Below are 20,670 nucleotides of genomic sequence, written 5' to 3'. Positions count from 1 at the left end.
CGGTGAACTGCCCGGTCACCTGGTTCCGGCCCCGGTGCCCGCGTATTCCGGCTCGGGTGCGGCCGTGCGGCGCGCCAGCAGCGAGTCCAGGATCTCGCCGACGCGCACGGCGGTGTTGGACAGCAGGGACGAGGTGATGCCGTGCGAGTGCTCGGTGCCGCCCTGCAGGTAGATGCCGCCGCTCACCTCGTCGCCGGTGCGCAGCCGGTAGTCGCGCTCGATCAGCAGCCTGCCGTCGGGGTCGCGGCGGCAGAACCGGGCCAGGTCGCCGAGCAGCGGTGTCGGGTCGGCCGGCTGGTAGCCGGTGGAGTAGACCACCACGTCGGCGTCGAGCACGGTCTGCTCACCGGTGGTGAGCGTGGCGATCGTGGCGCGTACCCCGGTCGGGGTTTCGACCACCTCGACCGGACGCGACACGTTGAACATGCGCAGCCGCTCGACGCCGAGCACCTTCTCCTGGTAGACGCGCCGGTACAGCTCGTCGATCAGGTCGAGGTCGACCGCGGAGTAGTTCGTGTTGGCGTGGTAGCCGACCAGGCGCTGCTTGAAGGCTTCCGGCGAGTCGTAGAAGTGGTCGACCGCCTCGGGGTCGAAGATCCGGTTCGCGAAGGAGCTGTCGTCGGCCGGGCTGTAGCCGTAGCGCGCGAACACCGAGCACACCTCGGCACGCGGGAAGCGCTCGTGCAGGAAGGCGGTGACCTCGGCGGCGCTCTGCCCGGCACCGACCACGACGAACCGCGACGGGTCGGCGGCTTCGAGCTTCTCCACCCGGTAGAGCAGTTCGTGGTTGTGCCAGATGCGTTCGCTGGGCACCACGCCCTCGGGCAGGTTGGGGCGCAGGCCGGTGCCGATGGCGAGGTTGCGGGCGCGGAAGACGGACTCGTCGCCCGCCTTCGCGCGCACGTGCAAGTCGAAGTAGGCAACCGCGTCACCCTCGGTCACCGGTTCGATGGCGACCACGTCGCTGTCGTACGCGACCAGGTCGTCCACCTTCGCCGCGCACCACTCGAAGTAGTCGTGGAACTCGATCCGCAGCGGGAACAGGTTCTTGTGATTGATGAAGTCGACCAGCCTGCCCTTGGCGTGCAGGTAGTTCAGGAAGCTGAACTCGCTGGTCGGGTTGCGCATGGTGGCCAGGTCCTTGAGGAAGGACACCTGCATGGTCGCGTCGTCGATCAGCATGCCGCGATGCCAGCCGAAGCGGGGCTGGCGCTCCAGGAACTGCGCGGTCACCGGCTCGCCGGGGCCCGCATTGTACTCGGTCAGGGCGATCGCGAGGGCGAGGTTCGACGGGCCGAAGCCGACCCCGACGAGGTCGTATACCGGGATCTGCGGTGCGGCTTGCGTCGTTCCCGTCTCTGGCATACCTGTCCCATTTCCAGCGGCTGGTGCCGCGAACCTCGGCGAAATGCAGCGCTTACCTAGGGGACCCTAACCTAACTTAGGCGAGCCTCTGCTAGTACGTTCGTGGGTGATGTACCTCTCCGCTCGACACGGTTGCGAACCTTAGGCAAGGCTTGCTTAACTGCCCCGGTTTTGCGCGGCCGCCGACCTGAGGAGTTCCATGCGTGTAGCGATGTTCGGGTACCAGACCTGGGGGCATCGCACCCTCGAAGCCCTGCTCTCCGGCGGGCACGAGGTCGTGCTGGTGGTGACGCACCCGAAGAGCGAGCACGCCTACGAGAAGATCTGGTCGGACTCGGTGGCCGACCTCGCCGAGGCCAACGGCATCCCGACGATCCTGCGGAACCGGCCGGACGAGGAGGTCGTCCGGCGGCTGACCGAGGCGGCGCCGGACCTGATCGTGGCCAACAACTGGCGCACCTGGCTGCCGCCGGAGATCTTCGACCTGCCGCGGCACGGCACGCTCAACGTGCACGATTCGCTGCTGCCCGCCTACGCCGGTTTCTCGCCGCTGATCTGGGCGCTCATCAATGGCGAGCCGGAGGTCGGCGTCACCGCGCACATGATGGACGCGGACCTGGACGCCGGGGAGATCGTGCTGCAGCGGGCGATCCCGGTCGGGCCGAAGGACACCACGACGGACCTGTTCCACCGGACGGTGGACCTGATCGCGCCGATCGTGACCGAGTCGCTGGCGATGATCGAGAACGGCACGGTGCAGCCGGTCAAGCAGGACCGGTCGAAGGCGAGCTTCTTCCACAAGCGCGCCATCGAGGACAGCCGGATCGACTGGACGTGGCCCGCCGCCGACATCGAGCGGCTGGTGCGCGCGCAGTCGGACCCGTACCCGAACGCGTTCACCTACCACCGGGGCGCGAAGCTGCGGATCATCCAGGCTTCGGTGTCGGCGGGCCGGTACGGCGGGACGCCGGGGCGCATCTTCATTCCGGAGGGCGATGGCGTGGTGATCGTCGCCGGCGCCGACGCACGGACGGGGCGGAACCACGGGCTGCTGATCGAACGCGTGCGCACCGAGGACGACCGGGAACTGGCAGCGAAGGACTACTTCCGGACGATGGGCGGATACCTGACGGCGCAGCCGTGACCCTGGGTTGTCCACAGGGGACGGGTTGCCCACAGGGCGCAGCTGACCAGGCCTTTTGGGTGGGGTTGGTGGGTAGGATGGTGACAGGGGCCGCCCCCAGGGAGGGTGGGGGGCTGCATTGGGGTGGGTTGTTGGCGGGCTTGCCCGGATGATCGCGGTGTCCGCTTCAGCGGACACGCTTAGGAGCGCGGCGCCTGCTCGGGCGGGACGACTCACCTGAGTGATGCGGCCTCCGGTCCAGCGGGCTGCCACCTGCGATCGCGGCTTCCGCTCTGGGTCTTGCGGAGCGGCTTAGCTGAATGACGGCGGCCTTCGCTTCAGTGGGGTGGCTCGCCCCGGTGGTCGCGGCGGCTGCTTCGGCGGGGCGGCTCACCTGGGATGAGTGCGGGATCCGCGCAGATGGTGCGGCTCGGGTGGGCATATTCGCGATGGCCGCGCAGGTGGTGCGGCTCGGGTGGGCATATTCACGGCGGCCGCGCAGGTGGTGCGGCTCGGGTGGGCATATTCGCGGTGGCCGCGCGGGCGGGGCGGTTCGGTGGGCATATTCGCGGCGGCGCGCAGGTGGGGCGCGTCGGAATGGTGTGTGCGGCGCCTCGCCGGGGCGGGACTGGTCAGATGGTGATGACGCGGCGGCCTCGGGTGTGGCCGGAGCGGCTGTCGGTGTGGGCGGTGGCGGCGTCGGCGAGGGGGTATGACTTGGCGACTGGGATGTGCAGTTTGTCCCGCGTGATGAGGTCGACGGCCGCGGTCAGGGCATCCGGCATGCTCCCGGCCGCGCCAGAGAAACGGACGCCCAGGGCCGGCGCGCCCAGGTCGGCGATGGACACCACCTTCCCCGGGTCCCCGGTCAGGTCGACTAGTTCACGGATAACACCCGAGCCCGCCAGATCGAGGGCGGCGTCGATGTGGGGCGCGAGCTGCCGCACCCGCTCCCCCCAGCCATCGCCGTACGTCGTGGCGGTGGCGCCCAGGGAACGCAGGTAGTCCTGGTTCGCGGCCCCCGCCGTGCCGATCACCCTGATGCCGCGATCCCGCGCGATCTGCAGTACCGCCGAACCAACACCCCCGGCTGCGCCGCTGACCAGCAGCGTTTGCCCGCGCTGCACACCGACCTCGCGCAGCACCCGCAACGCGGTTTCCACCACGGACGGATACCCGGCCGCCTCCTCGAACGGCAGGCCGTCGGGCATGCGCGCCCACGCCCACAGCACCGCGTACTCGGCATAGGTGCTCGAACCTTCACCGAACACCTGGTCACCGACCTCGACGCCCTCCACCCCCTCGCCGACCTCGTCCACCACGCCGGCGGCGTCCAGGCCGACCCCCGAGGGCAGCTCGATCGGATGCGCTCCCAGCACCTGACCTTCCCGAATTCGCCAGTCGACCGGGTTCACCCCCGCCGCCCGCACGGCGATGCGCACCTGACCGGGACCGGCGTGCGGCTCCTCGGCATCCACGAGTTCCAGCACTTCCGGGCCGCCGAACTCGGCGAAGCTCACCTTCTTCATGACAGCGACCGTAGCACTAACGGTTAGCTTTTTGAAACCGTCACACTTTTGTAGCTGCTAGCATCAGCGACCATGACCGCCCCGACCGGGCGCCGTGAGCGCAAGAAGGCCGCGACGCGCCAGAAGATCGCCGACACCGCCCGGCGGCTCTTCCTCGAGCGCGGGTACGACGCGGTGGGCATTCGCGACGTGGCCGCCGAGGCCGACGTCGCCGTCACCACGGTCTTCTCCCACTTCGCTTCAAAAGAGGCCCTGGTCTTCGCGCAGGACGAGAACTTCGAACAGGGCCTCACGCGGGCGGTCACCGACCGGGCGCCGGAAGAGTCGCTGATCATCGCGCTGCGTCGCGAGGTCCACGCGATGGTGCGGCACTGCGCCGCGGCCGACGCCGCGCCGATCTGGCGCATGATCAACGAGACGCCTGCCCTGAGGCAGTACGAGGAGTCGATGCGGCTTCGTCACTCGGAGTCGGTGGCGGCGGCCATCGCCGCCGACCTCGGCCTGCCGGAGACCACCACGCCCTGCCGCGCGATCGCGCGGTTTGTGGTCGACGCACATTTCCTGGCCCGCGACGCGGCCGAGCCGGAGATCGCGGTGAACGAGATCTTCCTGATGATCGAAGCGGCCTGGCGGGCGGGCCGCCCCGACGCCGGCGGCTACTGAAACCCACGCCGCGGGCGAATGTTTCAGAATGCATGTTGCATATTTGCCTGCGCATTGTTGCCATTACTCGACCGGGGTCGTTGCGATGGCCGGGCCGATCTCGCGGCGGTATGCTCCCCCGCGTTCTCGGGCACGGGAACAGGGCATATCGGTGTATGGGGTTGAGGTGGTCTGGGTGACTTCAGGGAAGATCCTGCGGTTCGACGAAGTGCGGGGATACGGCTTCATCGCGCCGGACGAGGGCGGCGAAGACGTATTCATGCACGCGAATGACCTGCGTGACGAAAAGCATCTGTTCCAGCCGGGAATGACGGTCACCTTCGACGTCGAGGACGGCGGCCGCGGGCTCAAGGCCTCGAACGTGCACCTCGCCGACCGTGAAGCCGCCGCCGCGGCCGTGCGCCACGGTGACCAGTCCGCCCGCGCCTCGCGCGTGGTCGAGGACGGACTGGCCGACCTGCTCTCGCAGACCGAGTTCCGCCAGGAACTCACCGAAGCCATGCTGGAGACCGCGCCCACCCTCACCGGCTCCCAGATCGTGCTGCTCCGCCGGAAGCTGGTGCAGCTCGCCCAGTCGCACAACTGGGTGGAACGCTAGGTCACACCCGGCTGGGTCAGACCCGCTGCAGGCCCTTCGTCCCGGCCTGCACCACGTAGCTGCGGTCGGTGGTGATCAGCGCCTTCGCCGGGTCCAGCTCCAGCGCGCTGGACACCCGCATGAAGTCGGCCCTCAGCTGCGCGGGCGTTGTGGTCACGCGTACGTATCCCCGCTCGCCGAGGCAGTACTTGACGTGCGGGTTGTGCGAGAGCCAGGTCGAGCTCGGCGGTGACGAGCCCACGCTGTTGCTGGTCACCGAGGTGGTCACCAGCTCGGAGCCGACGATCGGGTCGCTGTGGTCGAAGTAGTCCTGCCGCAGGTCCGCCGCCCAGTGCCGGTGCACGTCCCCGGTCAGCACGATCGGGTTGGGCACCTTGCGGTCCACCCAGCCCTTGGTGATGCGGTCCCGCGATGCCGCGTAGCCGTTCCACGAATCGGGTGATTCGCAGGTGTCCTTCTTGCCGTCACCGTCACGCTGCGCGAAGAACACCTGCTGCCCCAGGAAGTCCCAGGTCGCCGGGTGCGTCTCGAACGACTTCAGCAGCCACTGCTCCTGCGCGGTCCCGGGCAGCGTGCGGCTCGGGTCGCGCATTGTGGTGCAGCCCTGCGCGCTGGTGGCCTGCACACTGCGGTACTGCCGGGTGTCCATCAGATGGAAGCGCGCCAGCTTGCCCCACAGGTACTGCCGGTACAGCTGGATCGACGCCCCGTTCGGCTTGGCCGTGGACCGGATCGGCATGTTCTCGTAGAACGCCTGGAACGCCGCGGCCTTGCGGGCCGTGGTCGCGGGCGCGGTGCTCGAATTCCAGTTGTTCACCACTTCGTGGTCGTCGAACACCACCATCCACGGCGCTGCCGCGTGGGCGGCCTGCAGGTACTGGTCGGTTTTGTGCTGCGCGTGCCGTGCCCGGTAGTGCGCGAGCGTGGTGGTTTCCGCGGTCAGCGCCATCGCCCGCACGCGCGGCACCGCGGCGTTGGTCGACGGCTTCTCGTACATGTAGTCGCCGAGGAAGAGCACCAGGTCGGGGTTGTCGGCGGCGATGCCGCGGTGCGCGTGGTACCAGCCTTCCTCCCAGTGCTGGCACGACGCCATGCAGTACTTGAGCTGGTTGACCGTGGCGCCGGCGGCGGGCGCGGTCCTGGTCCGGCCCACCGGCGAGACGAAGCCCTCCGACTTGAAGCGGTAGAAGTAGGCCCGCGCCGGGTCGAGGCCCTTCGGCTCGATGTGCACGCTGTGCCCCATCGCGCGCGTGGTGGCCACCGTGCCCTTCTGCACGACCGAGCCGAACGCCTCGTCGGTGGCGATCTCCCAGTCCACGTTGTACGTGGCGTCCGGCATGCCGCCGAAGCCGTCGGCGTTCAGCGGCGCCGGCGCGAGTCTCGTCCACAGCACCACGCTGTCGGGCAGCGGATCACCCGAGGCCACGCCCAGCTGGAACGGGTCGTGGATGGCCGGGGCGGCGATCCGGGTCCTGGTGCTCGCCCACGACGGCACCGAGGCGGCGGTGGCGAGCCCGCCCGCGGCCGCCAGCCCGCCGAGCAGCACGAGCCGCCGATTCACCTGAGCCATGACAAGGTCCTCCCGCGGTAGTCGGAATCGAAGGGGTTCACGAGGCGAAGTCCGTGATGCCGTTGCTGCAGGCTTCGAGCACGGGGCTGGTGGCCGAGTAGTTCGCGACGCAGACCTTGTAGTGGACCCAGCCGCCGGACGGCACGTTCACCACCTTGTCCACCTGCGTGCCGTTGCCGTTGGAGTTCCACACGTAGAGCGGGCCGACGCCGCCCTTGAGCCAGTACGCGACCACCGCCGACTTGCCGTCGGCGTCGCGGTCCCAGACCGAGAAGCGCGCGTCCGAGGAACGGAAGAGACCCTCGGCGGCGCAAGCTCCGGTCGAGCATTCGGCGCTGCCGGTTCCCACCCCGCAGTCCGGCGCCACCCGGCCGTCCGAGCCGGTTTTCACATAGGTGTCGGAGATGTAGCCGCCCAGTCCGGGGACGTAGTCCCACAGGGTGGAGGTGCCGAGCGGGCCGGTGACCGACTGACCGGTCGTCTGGCAGTCGATGCTGACCGTGGCGCCGTTGTTCACGGTGCGGACCACGGTGGCGGCGGTGGTGGGGGCCCGGCGGACGTTGAGCGGGTCGCCCGCGGTCTGCACCGTCCCGGTCGCGGCCGCCTGCGCCGGAACCATGCTGACCAGCGACAACGCCGCGGTGGCGAGGAGCACGGCCGCCGTTCTCGCGGCCGATCTGCGGAAGGAGGATGGCATCATCGGCCCAGCGTGCGAGCCCGTGGTACACAATTCGTACAAACCACGTGCGCGCTACTCCGCACGCCGGTGCAAATACCCACAAATGGCACTAGTCAACAGATCACGGACCGCCATACGATCCGGTTTGTTCTACTCCAGGCGGGCGGTGCTGTTGACTGCGATCTCGTTTCGCGTACTGGGGCCGCTCGAGGTCACCGTGTGCGGCCGGGTGCTGCCGTTGGGCGGGCCCAAGCCGCGGTTGCTGCTGGCCACGCTGCTGCTGCAGCCGAACGTGGCCGTCTCCGCCGACGCCCTGATCGACGTGCTGTGGCCGGAGAAGGCACCGCGGTCCGCGGCCGCGAACATCCGCACCTATGTGCACGCGCTGCGCCGTCGCCTGGCCGAAGCCTCACCCGACGTCGCCGAACGCATTCAAAGCCGGTCCGCCGGCTACATCCTCACCGCCGACGCGGACGAACTCGACGCCACGCGCTTCCAGGAGCTGGCCGCGCGTGCCCAGAAACTGCCGCCCGAGCAGGCGCTGGCCCTGCTGACCGAGGCCGACGAGCTGTGGCGCGGCGAAGTGCTCGAGGACCTGCCGCACAGCCACACCTGGGGTTCGACCGTGGCGCGGCTCGACGAACTGCGGCTGTCCACTCAGGAGCAGCGGCTGAAAACGCGCGTCGAGCTGGGCCAGCACACCGACGCCGTGGTCGAGCTGCGTGGCCTGCTCGCCGACCACCCGCTGCGCGAGGAACTGTGGGAGCAGCTGATCATCGCGCTCGACGCGGACGGCCGCACCGCGGAGGCGTTCCAGGCCTACGCCCAGGTCGAGCAGATCCTGATGGACGAGCTCGACACCGAACCCGGCCCCCGGCTGCAGGCCCTGCACACCCGGCTGCTCGCGGCCAAGCGCCACGGCGCCAGATCCGGCGCGAGACCCGTGGCGCCCAGCCCGTTCCCGATCTGCCAGCTGCCGCTCGACCTGCCCGACTTCACCGGCCGCACCGAGGTGGTCGACGAGCTGGTCGGGCTGCTCCGGCAGCAGCGGGCCAGCAGCGCCCCCACCGTCGTGGTGCTCTCGGGCGCACCCGGCGTCGGCAAGTCGAGCATCGCCGTGCGGGTGGCGCACGAGCTCCGCGCGGAGTTCCCCGACGGGCAGCTGCACCTCGACCTCGGCGGCACCTCGCCGTCACCGCGTGCCCCGATGGACGTGCTGCCGGAGATCCTGCGCTCACTCGGCGTGCCGGATCCGGCGATGCCGCGCACGCTGGCCGAACGCTCGGCGCTGCTGCGCTCGCGGTTGTCGCGGCGGCGGATGTGCCTGGTGCTCGACGACGCGGGCAGCGCCGCGCAGCTCCGGCCGTTGCTGCCGGGTGCGGGCGCGTGCGCGGTGCTCGTCACCAGCCGCCTCCGGCTGCCCGACCTGGCCGGCGCGCGGCCGATCGACGTCGACGTGCTGCCCGACGAGGACGCGGTCCGGCTGCTCGCCGGCATCATCGGCGGTGACCGCGTGCAGGCCGAGCCGGACAGCGCGGCCGCGATCATCAAGGCGTGCGGTTACCTGCCGCTGGCCATCCGGATCGTCGGCGCGAAGCTGACCCACCGGCCGTCGTGGACCCTGCGCATGCTCGCCGACCGCCTGCGCAACGAGCGCCGCAGGCTGGACGAGCTGCGCGTGGGCGACCTGGCCGTGCACGCGAGCGTGACCCTGAGCTACGACATGCTGCCGCGTGGCGCGGCGCAGGCCTTCCGCGGGCTCGGCCTGCTCGGCCCGGTGGTGTTCCCCAGCTGGGCGGTGGCCGCGGTGCTCGACCGCGAGGACGCCGACGAGGTGCTCGACGTGCTGGTCGACGCGCACCTGGTGGAGCTGGTCAGCTCCGACGGCAACGGCCAGCCGCACTACCGGCTGCACGACCTGCTGCGGGTGTACGCGGCCAGGCAGGGCGAGATCGACGACTCCGAGGCGGACCGGCGGGCCGTGGTCCGGCGCGTGCTGGAGGGCTATCTCGCGCTGGCGACCAGCGCGGTCGCGATGATGCCGCTGCACGTGTTCGGGCTGTACGCGGTCGACGGCCCGGGTGGCTGGCGCGTGCCGGACACCGACGCGGTGCTCGGCGACCCGCTCGCCTGGTTCGACGCCGAGCGCCGCACCGGGGTGGCCGCGGTGGCGCTGGCCGCGGAATGGGGCCTCGACGACCTGGCGTGGCGGCTGACCGCGGCCTTCACCCCGTACTTCGACATCCGCGGGCACCAGGCCGACTGGCAGCACACGCACGCCATCGCGTTCGCCGCCGCCCGCCGCACCGGCGACCTGCTCGGGCAGGCGATCGTGCAGCGCAACCTCGGCCAGATCCACCTGTACCAGGACGCCTACGAGGAGGCGGTCGCCGGGTTCGAGGAGTCCTACCGGCTGTTCCGCCAGATTCCCGACGACCGCGGCGCGGCCATCGCGCTGGCCGGGCTGGGCAGCGCGCTGCGCATCAGCGGGAACCGCGAGCAGGCACTCGACCGCAGCGTGGACGCGCTGCGGTTGTTCCAGCGCGCCGGTGATCCCCACGGCGAGGCGGTGGCGAAGATCGCGATCGGCGCGTGCTGGCTGGCGGTGGACGCCTTCGACGAGGCCGAACGCTGGTTCGGCGAGGCGTACGACCTGTCCGCGCTGATCGGCGACCGGCACCGCGAGGCACACGCGCTCAAGCGGATCGCCATGCTGCACCAGCGGCGCGGCAATCTCACCGAGGCCCGCGAGCAGGTGAACCGGTCGATCGCCATCTTCGAGGAACTCGGTGACGACCACTGCGTCGGTTACGCGAACCAGAACCTCGGCGAGCTGTGCCTGCAAAGCGGCGACCTGGCCTACGCGCAACTGCTGCTGGTGAACTCGTTCAGCGTGCACCGCCGCAACGGGGACCGGCGGTCCGAGGCCGAGGTGACCGATCTGCTCGGCCGCCTGCACCAGGCGCTGGGCCAGCCGGAGCGCTCCCGCGGTTACTACGAGCGTTCGCTGGCCATCTGGCGGGAGCTGTCCGCCGAATCCGAAGCCGCCGCGGTGAGCGCGCGGATGGACGAGCTGCCCGCCGGCACGTCGCTGCCGCCCCGGCGCAAGCGCAGGCACATCGCTTCCGCCTGACTTTCCTTTGTATCGATCGTGTACACCACTTCCCCAGACTTCGGCTGACCGAATTCCCCACCTGGTGGAAGGGAGGCCGGCATGGTCCGGACCTCGAAGTTCGCGGGACGCAGACGCGGGACGCGCATCGCGGTGGCGTTGTCCGCCCCGATCGCGCTGCTGCTCTCGGCGACCCCGCTGAACGCGGCCCCGCTGCCCGCGGACCAATGGACCGTCCCACTGTCCTCTGTGGACGACAACGACCTGAACGTGGCCTACGCCGGCGACGCGCTCGCGCTGGCCGACCCGGCCTGGAAGCGCAAGCCGGACCAGCCGATCAGCGAGGGCTACCTGGTCGTCGGCGAGCGGGCGCTGAGCAAGCCGGCCAACCGGGTCACCGCCGAGCTGACGGCGAACGTGCCCGCCGGTGCCGCGGTCGACGTGGACGTGCGCGGCCACCTCGGCGGCGAGGACTGGACCGAGTGGACCCCCGCCGCGGCCGAACCGGCCGTGCTGAGCGCGCCGGTGACCACCGTCCAGGTCCGGATCGGCCTGTACACCAAGGATTCCGCCGCGGCGCCGTCGGTCTCGAACGTCCGGCTGACCGCGGACGAGGGCCCGCAGCCGCGCGCCGACGTCGCCGCGGCGCCGCTCACCTACAAGGTTTTCGCCACCCGTGAGGGCCTGGTCGGCGGCACCACCGCCAACGGCCACGTGATCAAGTCGCGCGACCACTTCGTCGCGCTGCCGTCCGGCCGCTCGCTGGCCCCGAAGAACACCGGCAACTACAGCGTGCGCGTGTGCAAGACCGACGGCACCCGCTGCGAATACGCGCCGGTCTGGGACGTCGGCCCGTGGAACACCAAGGACGACTACTGGAACCCGTCGGCCACGCGCCAGATGTGGAAGAACCTGCCGCAGGGCAAGCCCGAGGCGCAGGCGGCCTACCAGGACGGCTACAACGGCGGCCGCGACGAGTTCGGCCGCAAGGTGGGCAACCCGGCAGGCATCGACCTGGCCGACGGCACCTTCTGGGACGGGCTCAAGCTCAGCGACAACTCGTGGGTCAACGTTTCCTACCTGTGGACCGGTTCCGGCCCGAGCGGCACGGTGAACACCGCGGGTGACCCGATGAACGTGCGCGCGAGCGCCAGCACCACGGCCGCCATCAAGGGGCTCGCCGCGAACAAGGCCAAGGTGCTCATCGAATGCTACGTCGAGGGTGAGACGGTCACCGGGACCTACGGCACCAGCAACATCTGGAACCGGATCGGCCCGGGTCACTACATCTCCGACACCTACGTCTACACCGGCTCCGACAACCCCATCGCGCCCAAGTGCGCCTGAGCTGAAACCGTGAGCGCGCGGGCACCACTTGCCCGCGCGCTCACGGTGTTCTAGTGGGTGGGCCGGACGACGTCGGCCTCCGCGGTGGCCGACGGCGCCGTCGGCCAGACCGCCGCGCACCGCGCCCCCGGAGCGGGGGTTTTCAGCGACACCAGGTAGTTCTCCACGTGTTCGCGGACGCAGGTGCTCCGCCGGAACTGGCCGTGCCCGATGCCGTCGTACTCCAGCAGCGCGGAGTTCCGCAGCTGCCGCGCCACCTCGTAGTTCCAGGCACGCGGGGTGGCCACGTCGTACTTCGCCTTGGTGAGCAGGATCTTCGGCGCGTCACGCACGTCGAGGCGGTGCTGCGGGTTGCGCACCTCCGCCGGCCAGCCGAGGCAGCTGGTCACGTCGCTCCAGAACGGTGAAATGCGGGTGTAGGGCGCAACGCGGTTGGCGCGTTCGGCGTAGCGGCGCAGTTCACCGATGCCGCTGACCTGCCATTTCCAGTCCTGGCACCAGATCGCCTGGTACGAGTTCTGCCCGGTCTCGCCCTTCGGCTCACCCGCCGGCGCCAGCGGGCCGGTGCCGTCCGCGAGTTCGGCCAGCCTCGCCGCGAGCGGGAACCACTGCTTTTCCGGCGAATACATGCCGCTCATCAGTTCACCGCGTAGTTCCTCCGCGGTCACCGGCAGCTGCCCGGCCTCGGCTTTCGCGTGGACCTCGGTCCACACCCGGCGCACGCTCTTGCCGTTCAGCGCGCAGTCCGGCGTCCTGGCACACCAGTCGGCGAAGGCGTGGAACGAGCCTTCGAGGTCGGCGCTCGCCGTCTCGATGTACTTCGCGCCCGACGTGATGCTGTGGTCCATATTGGAATCAATGGTCATCGCACGCACACGGCCGCCGAACAGCTCGGCGTACTGCTGGCCGACCTGCGTGCCGTAGGAAGCGCCGTAGAAGCTGAGCTTCTCCTCGCCGAGCGCGGCGCGGATGGCGTCGATGTCGCGGACCACGCTGGCGGTGTCCACGTGGTCGAAGACGGCGCCGGTCAGCTCGCGGCAGTCCTCGCCGAGACGGCGGTTGTAGTCGAGCAGCTGCTGGTATTCCGCTTCGGTTTCCGGGAATTCGGCCGGTCGCTGGTCGAGCAGTTCCTGCGTGCAGCGGACTTCGTTGCTGCGCTTGACCCCGCGCTGGTCGAAGCTGACGATGTCGAACCGTTCGCGCAGCGGGCTGTCTTCGGGAATTCCGGGGTTGAGCACGTACTGGTCGATGCCGGACCCACCGGGTCCGCCGGGCGCGACGAACAACACGCCGATGCGCTTGCTTTGGTCACGAGCGGGCAAACGGCCGATGGCCAGCTGGAAACTGCCTTCCGCCGGATCGGCCCAGTCGATGGGAACCTCGATGGTGGCGCACTCGCCGGTCGCCGAACCGGCGCAGGTCTCCCATTCCACGGGAGGTGCCGCGGTGGCCACCCCCGGTACCAAGGCGAGGACCAAGGGCGCCAGCACCGCGGCCGCGCCGAACCTGACTGAACTACGCAAAGTTCCTCCCAGACGGCGCTTTTTCCGGGGAAGCACCGTGAACGTCTGGGAGGAGCCTAGCGGTGCGCTACCCGGTCACCTCAAGCGGCAAATGCAGCCGAAGTCCCGAGCCGGTGCCGGAACCCGTTGCCAGCGCGGCGATTTCCGCGGTGGTCAGCGCACGCCCGTACAGCCGGATCTCGTCGAGCGAGCCGTGCAGCCGGTACTGGCCGTCCAGCCGCTGCCCGAGGTGGATGAAGAACGGGCGGCCGGGGCTCACCGAACCGGTCAGCCCGGAAGCCGACGCGGCGAGCTTGCCGTCCAGGTACAGCGAAGCCGTGCCACCGGACCGGCTCAGCGCGAAGTGGTGCCACTGCTTGTCGTTCCGCGCCCCGGGTGCCTCCACGGTGACGGAACCGGTCGGCCCGTTCTCCAGGTGCGCGCGGATGCGGTTGCTGCCGGGCTCGGCCCGCAACCAGACCTGTGAAAAACCCTCGCCCTGGTTGTAGGCCCACAGCAGGGACTGACCGGCGGTCGAGGTGCCGTAGTTGAACCAGCCGGACCAGGTGAAGTCACCACCGCCGGTGGCCAGCGCCTCGGCGAACGGGAGTTGCAGGTAGTCGTCCTTGCCGTCCAGGGCCACCGCCTTGCCGAAGCGGCCGGTGCCCAAGGCCGCGCCGCCGCGCAGATAGGCGTGGTTACCGCCGGTGAGGTCGGGTGTCACCGGCAACCCGGCGGTGTTGCCGTCGGGCAGGCCCAGTGACGCTTCGGACAGCACGGCCCAGCGGATCGACGCGTTGGCGTTCATCTCGGGTCCCGCTTCGAACAGCAGGCCGGTGTTGCGGCCGTCGAGCTGCACCATGTCGGAGTAGGCCGCGTCCTGGCCCCACACCAGCACACCCGGTGACTGCCAGTTCGCGCCCTCGTCGTAGGAGGACCGCACCCGCAGCTCCTTGCGCCTGTCGCATGTGGACGGTCCGCTGAACAGGATGCGGTTGTACCGCGAGCCGTCGTCGACCGCGCGCAGCCGGGCCGTGGCGCCCTGCACCGGCGGCGTGATCAGGTCCGGCTCGAAGGTGAACTTCTTCGAGAAGGTGCCGCCGCCGTCGGAGCTGATCGCGTACGCGCGGTTGTCCCTGCCCTGGTTGGCGCACCGGTCACCGGAACTGTTCCAGTCATTGCGCGCGGCCGCGTAGACCCGGCCGTCGGCCAGCTCCACCGGGCTGATCTCCTGCGGTTTCAGCCCGGCCGCCGGGGTGTCGGTGGCACCGCGGCGCCAGGTGGCGCCCTGGTCGTCGCTGTAGATCAGCGCACCGGAGTGCGCGCTCCCGATCGAGTAGTTCAGCCCGGCGACCAGCCTGCCCTCGTGCTCCCCCCGGGTGAGCACGATGCCGTGCGACGGTCCCGTCGCCAGCCACGGCGGCGGGGTGCCGAACCCCAGTTCCTGGGTGATCTCCCGCGGCGCCGACCAGGTGACCCCGTGGTCGTTGCTGATCGACACCCGCGGCTTGCGGCCGCAGTCGGGTGCCTTCACGCATTCGTAGGTCGACAGCAGCACGATCCGGCTGGTGCCGGGGACCACGATCGGCACCGGGTTGCCCTTGGTGTCGCCGTGGCCCTCGATGACCACCTTCAGCGGTCCCCACGACTTCCCGCCGTCGGTGGACCGCTTGTAGACCAGGTCGATGTCGCCCGCGTCGGCGCAGAACTTCGCGCCACCGTTGCGCCCTTCGGCGAACGCGAGCAGGTCACCGTTGCCCGCCCGCACCACCGCCGGGATCCGGAAGCAGTCGTAACCCTCCGACCGCTCCTGGTAGACGGGCGTGCTGGCCACCTCGGCGACCGCCGAAGCGGTGCTCGCCGGGGTGGCCACCAGCGACCCCATGACCAACGCCGGCAACAGGGTCAGCTCGGTGAGCAGACCCGGCCGGTTCTTCTTCGCCCCCAGTGACTTCATTTGGAACTCATGCCCCGCAGTGTTCGAACGGACTTTCGTAGGAGTTGCTGCCCGCGGACCCGCCCCACTTGACGCACTTCGCCGGCGCGGACGCGCTCACCGGCCCGGCGTAGTACTCGAAGCTGCCGCTGTCGGTCTTGCGTGCCTCGCCTTGGACCTCGAGAAAGGCCGAGGTGGCGCTGGCCGTGCCGACGCTGGTCTTCTTGATCGTGGTGACGCAGTTGGCGGAACCGTTGTAGAGCAGGTACGCCGTCGCGGCAGTGCCCAGTTCCTGCTGGTCGATCACCTTGTATCCGGTACCGCAGACCTCCACCGGTTCGTACGGGTTCGGGTTCCCGCCGCCACTGCAGGTGTTCTTCGAGGTCAGCGTCTGGTTCGGGTAACCGAAGACCACGCCGTTGAAGTAGGCCTTCTGGATGTTCGACGGGTACGAGCTGTCCGTGGTGCGGACCTCGTAGTGCAGGTGCGGGCTGATGTTGTTGCCCGGCTTGCTGGTGTTGCCAAGGGTGCCGATCTTCTGGCCCTGGGCGACCTGCGCGCCGACCGCCACCGACCGGGTCTGCAGGTGGGCGTAGTAGGTGGACCAGCCGCCACCGTGGTCGATCTTGACCAGGTTGCCGTAGCCGTTGGCCGAGCCCTGGTGCGCGGAGATGACCACCTTGCCAGCGGCCGCGGCCACGATGGTGTCACCGAGGTCGGCACCCGGGGTGCTGCCGCGGTTGAAGTCGATCTCGTAAGCGCGGTGGGCGCTGGAGTTGTCGTTGTCCCCGTTCCACGACTGGTTGCACGGGAAGGGGAGCTGGAAGTTGGGCCGCGGTCCCGCGGCCGAAGCGGGTGCGGCGGTGGCGACCACGCCGGCCAGTCCCATCAGCAGTCCGAAACCGGCGGCGAGCACACGTCTGGCTCTCATCGGGGTCCCTTCTCCTCGCACCGGGTGCACCCCGGCGCCGGTGGACAGCATCGACAAACCGCGCATAAATCGCGTACAAGCGCGTGACCAGGCACGATGGCGCGCCCAAGGTTTCTCTAAGCCCCGCTGGCTACCTTCGCCCCGGCCGGGAAGGAGGAACGGGCGGGTGAGTGCGCAGGGCTTGACCGGACCGCCGCGGCAGGTGATCTTCGGCCCGTTGCACGACGGCGGCCGGGTGGAGGTGGTGGCCAGGCGGATCGGCAGGGCGATCGGGCTCGGCCTGATCACCGACGGTGAGCAGCTGCCCAGCGAGTCGGTGCTGGCGGAGTCGCTGCGGGTGTCCACGGTGACGCTTCGCGAGGCGCTGTCCGCCTTGCGTGATCAGGGTTTGCTGGAGACCCGGCGAGGCCGCGGCGGCGGCAGTTTTGTGCGCACGCCGGGCGAACCGTCGGCGACGCGCATGCGCGCGCTGCTCGGTGAGCTGTGCCCGCACGAGCTGCGGGAGATCGGCGACCACCAGGCGGCGGTGTCCGGCGCGGCGGCGAAGCTGGCGGCCGAGCGCGCCGGGCCGGAGCAGTGCACGGTGCTCGGCAAGCTGGTCTCACACCTGGCGATGGCCAGCACGATCGGCGAGCGGCGGCGGGCCGACGCGCGGTTCCACGTCGGCATCGCGGCGGCGGCGCAATCCCATCGGCTGACGCGTGACGAGATCACACTGCAGGGTGAGATCGGGGAGCTGCTGTGGCTACCGGTGTGCGGGGACAACCCGGACCTCGGCTCGGCGGTCGAGCAGCACAGCGGCATCCTGACCGCGATCGAGAACGGCGACGGCGAACTGGCCAGGGCCCGCGCCGAAGCCCACGTCGGCCAGGGCATCCGCAGGCTGATCGAACTGCGCCGGCGGCTCACCTGACCGAGCTGCCCTAGCGGGGCAGGCGCCGCCAGATCGCGCGCGGCAGGTGACGCATCACGAAGAACACCGGCCGCAGCACGCCCGGCACCCACACCTCACCGCGGCCCCTGCGCAACGCCTTCACCGTGGCGTCGGCGACCTGGTCCGGGGTGCTGGAGAACGGCGCCGGGTCCATGCCCTCGGTCATCCTGCCGACCACGAACCCCGGCCGGACCAGCAGCAGCCGCACGCCGCTGCCCGCCAGCGCGTCGGCGAGACCGCTGGCGAAACCGTCGAGCCCGGCCTTCGCCGAGCCGTAGACGTAGTTCGCCCGCCGCACGCGCACCCCGGCGACCGACGAGAACACCACCAGGCTGCCGCCGCGTTGCGCCCGCAGCAGGTTCGCCAGCTCGGTCAGCACCGAGACGTGCGCGACGTAGTCGGTGTGCACGATCTCCAGCGCGTGGTCCGCGTGGGCTTCGGCGCGCCGCTGGTCACCGAGGATGCCGAACGCGGTGACCACCACGCCCAGTTCGCCGTGCCGTTCGACGATGCCGTCGAGCACCTCGCGGTGCCGGGCCACGTCGTCGGCGTCGAACTCGACGCGGTCCACCGTGGTGGCACCGGCCTCACGCAACCGGGCTTCCTGCTCGCCGAGGTCGCCACTGCGCCGCGCGGCCAGCACCACCGTCCGGGCACCGCCCGCGACCAGCCGTTCGGCCACCGCGAGCCCGATCTCACTGCGGCCGCCGAGGACCACCACCGTTCCGCTCACGGCGTGCAGTCTGCCGGATCGGCGGGACCCGTCAGGACTCCGGGCGCTGCTGGTCGGCGAGGAACTGCTCGAAGGCCGAGCCCAATTCCTCGGCGGTCGGCATGTGCTCGACGGTCTCGGCCAGGAGGCTGTCCTTCTCGGCTTCCGCGTCGGCGAAGGTGTCGTACTGCCGCTCCAGTGCGCGCACCACGTCGGCGACTTCTTCGGACTCCTCGACCTGGCGGTCGATCTCGGCGTCGGTGGTGCGTGCCGACTCGCGCATGGAGTCGGCGGGCAGCGCGAGCCCGGTGGCGTCGGCGACGGCTTCGAGCAGGATCAGCCCGGCCGCGGCGTACGACGCCTGCGCGAGGTAGTGCGGCACGTGCGCGGCGAAGCCCATCGCGTCGTGGCCGTGCTCGCCGAGGCGCAGCTCCAGCAGCCCGGCGATGCTGCCGGGCACCTTGAGCCTGTCCGACAGCGGCTGGTACCCGCCGACCAGCTCCGGGCGGGTCGCGTGCGCGGTCAGCCCGAGCGGCCGGGTGTGCGGCACGCCCATCGGGATGCCGTGGAAGCCGACGGTGAGCCGGACGCCCCACCGCTGCACCAGCTGCCGCACCGCGGCGGTGAACAGCTCCCACTCGCGGTCCGGCTCCGGGCCGGTGAGCAGCAGGAACGGCGTGCCGTCGTGGTCGTGCAGCAGATTCACCACCAGCTCGGGCGCGCGGTACTCCGCCCAGTGGTCGGTGACGTAGATCATCGGCGGGCGGCGGGCGCGGTAGTCGATCAGGCGGTCCACGTCGAACCGCGCCACCACCCGGTGCGTGAACTCGGCCAGCAGCTGCTCGGCCACCAGCCCACCGGCGGAACCGGCGTCGACGAACCCGTCGAAGTGGTGCAGGAGCACGGCCCCGGCCAGGTCCGGGACATCGGAGTCCACCTCGTACAGCTCGTCCGGATCCAGCGCCACTACGCCTCCTGCCACTCGTCTGCCGCCCGTTCCCGGTGCAACGCGGAACGGCGGCGAGTTCATCCCACCCGGGCTCCAACCGCACCCGGTACCGCCAAGCCTGCCAGGTCGCCCGCACCCCCCGAACCGGCCCCTACGCACCTCAGGGCCGCCGGGTAGGGGGTTGTCCGCCTCGATCGCGGCTGCCACTTTGAAGCCGAGGCCGGCGACCGGCCCCTCCGGTCCCAGTATCCCCCGGCCGACCACTTCTCGGGCGGAGAAACCACCGATGTCCCTGACTGCGACCACCAGCGAGTCCGCCGCCGCCGACCACCGGCTCCCGGCCGTGCGCCTGGCGAAACTGCTGGACGAGGACTCGATCACCCCGCTGCAGGAAGCCGACGACAGCGGCGTGTACTCGGTGCGCGGCCGCATCGACGGCGCCACCGTGATCGTCTACTGCACCGACGCGACCCGGATGGGCGGTTCGCTCGGCGCCGCGGGGTCCGACCACATCATCGCCGCGATCGAGACCGCGGTCCGCGAACGGCGGCCCGTGCTCGGGCTGTGGCACTCCGGCGGCGCGAAGCTGGCCGACGGGGTCGAGTCGATGGACGGGGTCGGGCGCATGTTCGCGGCGATGACCCGGGCTTCCGGCAAGATCCCGCAGTTGTCGGTGGTGCTCGGGCCCGCCGCCGGTGCCGCGGCCTACGGTCCCGCGCTGACCGACGTGATCGTGATGGCCGAGACCGGGCGGGTTTTTGTCACCGGCCCGGACGTGGTCCGCAGCGTGACCGGCGAGCAGATCGACATGGCCGGGCTCGGCGGCCCGGAGGCACACGGCAAGCGGTCCGGCGTGGTGCACGTGACGGTGTCCAGCGAGGAGGACGCCTACGCCAGCGCCCGCAAGCTGACCGGGTTCTTCACCAAGCCGGGATTGTTCGACCTGGCCAAGGTTCAGGAGGAACGCGACCTGCGTGCGTTCCTGCCGGAGTCGCCGAAGCGCGCCTACCCGGTGCACCCGCTGGTCCGCGGCCTGCTCGACGACCACGACTTCGTCGAGTTGCAGGCGAAGTGGGCGCCGAACGTGGTGATCGGTTTCGGGCGGCTCGGCGGGCGTTCGGTGGGGGTCATCGCGAACAACCCGTTGCGCAAGGGCGGCTGCCTCGATTCGCTGTCCGCGGAGAAGGCTTCGCGGTTCGTCCGGCTCTGCGACGCCCTAGGGATTCCCCTAATCGTGCTCGTCGACGTTCCGGGCTATCTGCCGGGTGTCGGGCAGGAGTGGGACGGCGTGGTGCGCCGCGGCGCGAAGCTGCTGCACGCCTTCGCCGAGGCGGTCGTCCCGCGCGTCACGCTCATCACGCGCAAGTCCTACGGCGGCGCGTACATCGCGATGAACTCGCGCTCTCTCGGGGCCACGGCGGTGTTCGCCTGGCCGGATGCGGAGGTCGCGGTGATGGGCGCGGAGGCCGCGGTGGGCATCCTGCACCGCAAGAAGCTGGCCGCCGCGGCCGAGGACGAGCGGGAGCCGCTGCGCGCGGAACTGGTCGCCGAACAGCAGCGGATCGCCGGTGGAGTGGCCCGCGCGATGGCGATCGGGGTGGTGGACGAAGTCATCGATCCGTCGAATACTCGTGCCAGGCTCGTCCGGGCACTGGCCGCCGCGCCCGCCGGACGGGGACACCACGGGAACATCCCGCTCTAGCAGCGACTGAAGGGACGG

16 protein-coding genes are annotated in these 20,670 nt (G+C 70.4%); 7 read left to right on the top strand and 9 right to left on the bottom strand.

Features of this window, described 5'->3' with window-relative positions:
- Nucleotides 1-15 precede the first annotated feature (15 nt).
- Nucleotides 16-1,365 carry a lysine N(6)-hydroxylase/L-ornithine N(5)-oxygenase family protein gene (locus tag A4R43_RS38350; RefSeq protein WP_113696567.1) on the bottom strand — a complete coding sequence of 450 codons (1,350 nt, stop codon included), beginning with the start codon at nucleotides 1,363-1,365 and terminating at the stop codon, nucleotides 16-18.
- Nucleotides 1,366-1,564: 199 nt separating this feature from the next.
- Here A4R43_RS38350 and A4R43_RS38345 point away from each other — a divergent pair, with 199 nt between their 5' ends.
- Nucleotides 1,565-2,509: a methionyl-tRNA formyltransferase gene (locus tag A4R43_RS38345; RefSeq protein WP_113696566.1), complete on the top strand. Its 945-nt coding sequence runs from the start codon at nucleotides 1,565-1,567 to the stop codon at nucleotides 2,507-2,509.
- Nucleotides 2,510-3,120: 611 nt separating this feature from the next.
- On the opposite strand, the gene A4R43_RS38340 is transcribed toward A4R43_RS38345, so the two are convergent.
- Nucleotides 3,121-4,017 carry an NADP-dependent oxidoreductase gene (locus A4R43_RS38340; protein WP_113696565.1) on the bottom strand — a complete coding sequence of 299 codons (897 nt, stop codon included), beginning with the start codon at nucleotides 4,015-4,017 and terminating at the stop codon, nucleotides 3,121-3,123.
- A gap of 72 nt (nucleotides 4,018-4,089) precedes the next feature.
- Between A4R43_RS38340 and A4R43_RS38335 the strand changes: the two genes are divergently transcribed.
- Both A4R43_RS38335 and A4R43_RS38330 read left to right on the top strand, forming a co-directional pair.
- Entirely contained in the window at nucleotides 4,090-4,680 is a 591-nt protein-coding gene (locus A4R43_RS38335) for a TetR/AcrR family transcriptional regulator (RefSeq protein ID WP_113696564.1), read from the top strand.
- 175 nt (nucleotides 4,681-4,855) lie between these two features.
- Nucleotides 4,856-5,278, top strand: a complete 423-nt coding sequence (locus A4R43_RS38330; protein ID WP_113698162.1) for a cold-shock protein — start codon at nucleotides 4,856-4,858, stop codon at nucleotides 5,276-5,278.
- A gap of 16 nt (nucleotides 5,279-5,294) precedes the next feature.
- On the opposite strand, the gene A4R43_RS38325 is transcribed toward A4R43_RS38330, so the two are convergent.
- A complete protein-coding gene (locus tag A4R43_RS38325; RefSeq protein WP_113696563.1) occupies nucleotides 5,295-6,848 on the bottom strand; it encodes an alkaline phosphatase D family protein in 1,554 nt (517 codons plus the stop codon).
- Between the two features lie 37 nt (nucleotides 6,849-6,885).
- Complete coding sequence (locus A4R43_RS38320; protein WP_236808515.1) at nucleotides 6,886-7,548, bottom strand: hypothetical protein; 663 nt, start codon at nucleotides 7,546-7,548, stop codon at nucleotides 6,886-6,888.
- A gap of 151 nt (nucleotides 7,549-7,699) precedes the next feature.
- Between A4R43_RS38320 and A4R43_RS38315 the strand changes: the two genes are divergently transcribed.
- Entirely contained in the window at nucleotides 7,700-10,660 is a 2,961-nt protein-coding gene (locus tag A4R43_RS38315; protein WP_236808514.1) for an AfsR/SARP family transcriptional regulator, read from the top strand.
- An 81-nt stretch (nucleotides 10,661-10,741) separates the two neighbouring features.
- Nucleotides 10,742-11,986 carry a hypothetical protein gene (locus A4R43_RS38310; RefSeq protein ID WP_113696561.1) on the top strand — a complete coding sequence of 415 codons (1,245 nt, stop codon included), beginning with the start codon at nucleotides 10,742-10,744 and terminating at the stop codon, nucleotides 11,984-11,986.
- A 50-nt stretch (nucleotides 11,987-12,036) separates the two neighbouring features.
- Here A4R43_RS38310 and A4R43_RS38305 read toward each other — a convergent pair whose 3' ends face one another.
- The 3 genes from A4R43_RS38305 to A4R43_RS38295 all read right to left on the bottom strand — a co-directional run bounded on the left by A4R43_RS38305 (nucleotide 12,037) and on the right by A4R43_RS38295 (nucleotide 16,355).
- Nucleotides 12,037-13,509, bottom strand: a complete 1,473-nt coding sequence (locus A4R43_RS38305) for an alpha/beta hydrolase (protein WP_162788742.1) — start codon at nucleotides 13,507-13,509, stop codon at nucleotides 12,037-12,039.
- Nucleotides 13,510-13,576: 67 nt separating this feature from the next.
- On the bottom strand, nucleotides 13,577-15,445 hold the full coding sequence (locus A4R43_RS38300; RefSeq protein ID WP_113696559.1) for a sialidase family protein: 1,869 nt from the start codon (nucleotides 15,443-15,445) through the stop codon (nucleotides 13,577-13,579).
- 7 nt (nucleotides 15,446-15,452) lie between these two features.
- Nucleotides 15,453-16,355: a M23 family metallopeptidase gene (locus A4R43_RS38295; RefSeq protein ID WP_113696558.1), complete on the bottom strand. Its 903-nt coding sequence runs from the start codon at nucleotides 16,353-16,355 to the stop codon at nucleotides 15,453-15,455.
- A 166-nt stretch (nucleotides 16,356-16,521) separates the two neighbouring features.
- Here A4R43_RS38295 and A4R43_RS38290 point away from each other — a divergent pair, with 166 nt between their 5' ends.
- On the top strand, nucleotides 16,522-17,268 hold the full coding sequence (locus tag A4R43_RS38290; RefSeq protein ID WP_205215155.1) for a FadR/GntR family transcriptional regulator: 747 nt from the start codon (nucleotides 16,522-16,524) through the stop codon (nucleotides 17,266-17,268).
- Between the two features lie 10 nt (nucleotides 17,269-17,278).
- On the opposite strand, the gene A4R43_RS38285 is transcribed toward A4R43_RS38290, so the two are convergent.
- Together A4R43_RS38285 and A4R43_RS38280 are read right to left on the bottom strand one after the other, a co-directional pair.
- Complete coding sequence (locus A4R43_RS38285) at nucleotides 17,279-18,022, bottom strand: SDR family NAD(P)-dependent oxidoreductase (RefSeq protein WP_113696556.1); 744 nt, start codon at nucleotides 18,020-18,022, stop codon at nucleotides 17,279-17,281.
- Nucleotides 18,023-18,053: 31 nt separating this feature from the next.
- Complete coding sequence (locus tag A4R43_RS38280; RefSeq protein WP_113696555.1) at nucleotides 18,054-18,968, bottom strand: proteasome assembly chaperone family protein; 915 nt, start codon at nucleotides 18,966-18,968, stop codon at nucleotides 18,054-18,056.
- A 268-nt stretch (nucleotides 18,969-19,236) separates the two neighbouring features.
- Here A4R43_RS38280 and A4R43_RS38275 point away from each other — a divergent pair, with 268 nt between their 5' ends.
- Nucleotides 19,237-20,652 (top strand): acyl-CoA carboxylase subunit beta, encoded by a 1,416-nt coding sequence (locus tag A4R43_RS38275; RefSeq protein WP_113696554.1) that lies wholly within the window; start codon nucleotides 19,237-19,239, stop codon nucleotides 20,650-20,652.
- Nucleotides 20,653-20,670 lie beyond the last annotated feature (18 nt).

Origin of the sequence: Amycolatopsis albispora (assembly GCF_003312875.1) — a bacterium.
GTDB classification, from domain to species: Bacteria; Actinomycetota; Actinomycetes; order Mycobacteriales; family Pseudonocardiaceae; genus Amycolatopsis; species Amycolatopsis albispora.
Note: the sequence above shows the minus strand (reverse complement) of the source record. Positions and strands in the feature narration are given on the sequence as shown.

Excerpts from the sequence above, each read along its gene's own strand:
- A4R43_RS38310 (WP_113696561.1), top strand. The coding sequence starts at position 10,742 with ATGGTCCGGACCTCGAAGTTCGCGGGACGCAGACGCGGGACGCGCATC.
- A4R43_RS38320 (WP_236808515.1), bottom strand. The coding sequence starts at position 7,548 with ATGATGCCATCCTCCTTCCGCAGATCGGCCGCGAGAACGGCGGCCGTG.
- A4R43_RS38300 (WP_113696559.1), bottom strand. The coding sequence starts at position 15,445 with ATGAAGTCACTGGGGGCGAAGAAGAACCGGCCGGGTCTGCTCACCGAG.
- A4R43_RS38340 (WP_113696565.1), bottom strand. The coding sequence starts at position 4,017 with ATGAAGAAGGTGAGCTTCGCCGAGTTCGGCGGCCCGGAAGTGCTGGAA.
- A4R43_RS38335 (WP_113696564.1), top strand. The coding sequence starts at position 4,090 with ATGACCGCCCCGACCGGGCGCCGTGAGCGCAAGAAGGCCGCGACGCGC.
- A4R43_RS38295 (WP_113696558.1), bottom strand. The coding sequence starts at position 16,355 with ATGAGAGCCAGACGTGTGCTCGCCGCCGGTTTCGGACTGCTGATGGGA.
- A4R43_RS38275 (WP_113696554.1), top strand. The coding sequence starts at position 19,237 with ATGTCCCTGACTGCGACCACCAGCGAGTCCGCCGCCGCCGACCACCGG.
- A4R43_RS38325 (WP_113696563.1), bottom strand. The coding sequence starts at position 6,848 with ATGGCTCAGGTGAATCGGCGGCTCGTGCTGCTCGGCGGGCTGGCGGCC.
- A4R43_RS38345 (WP_113696566.1), top strand. The coding sequence starts at position 1,565 with ATGCGTGTAGCGATGTTCGGGTACCAGACCTGGGGGCATCGCACCCTC.
- A4R43_RS38350 (WP_113696567.1), bottom strand. The coding sequence starts at position 1,365 with ATGCCAGAGACGGGAACGACGCAAGCCGCACCGCAGATCCCGGTATAC.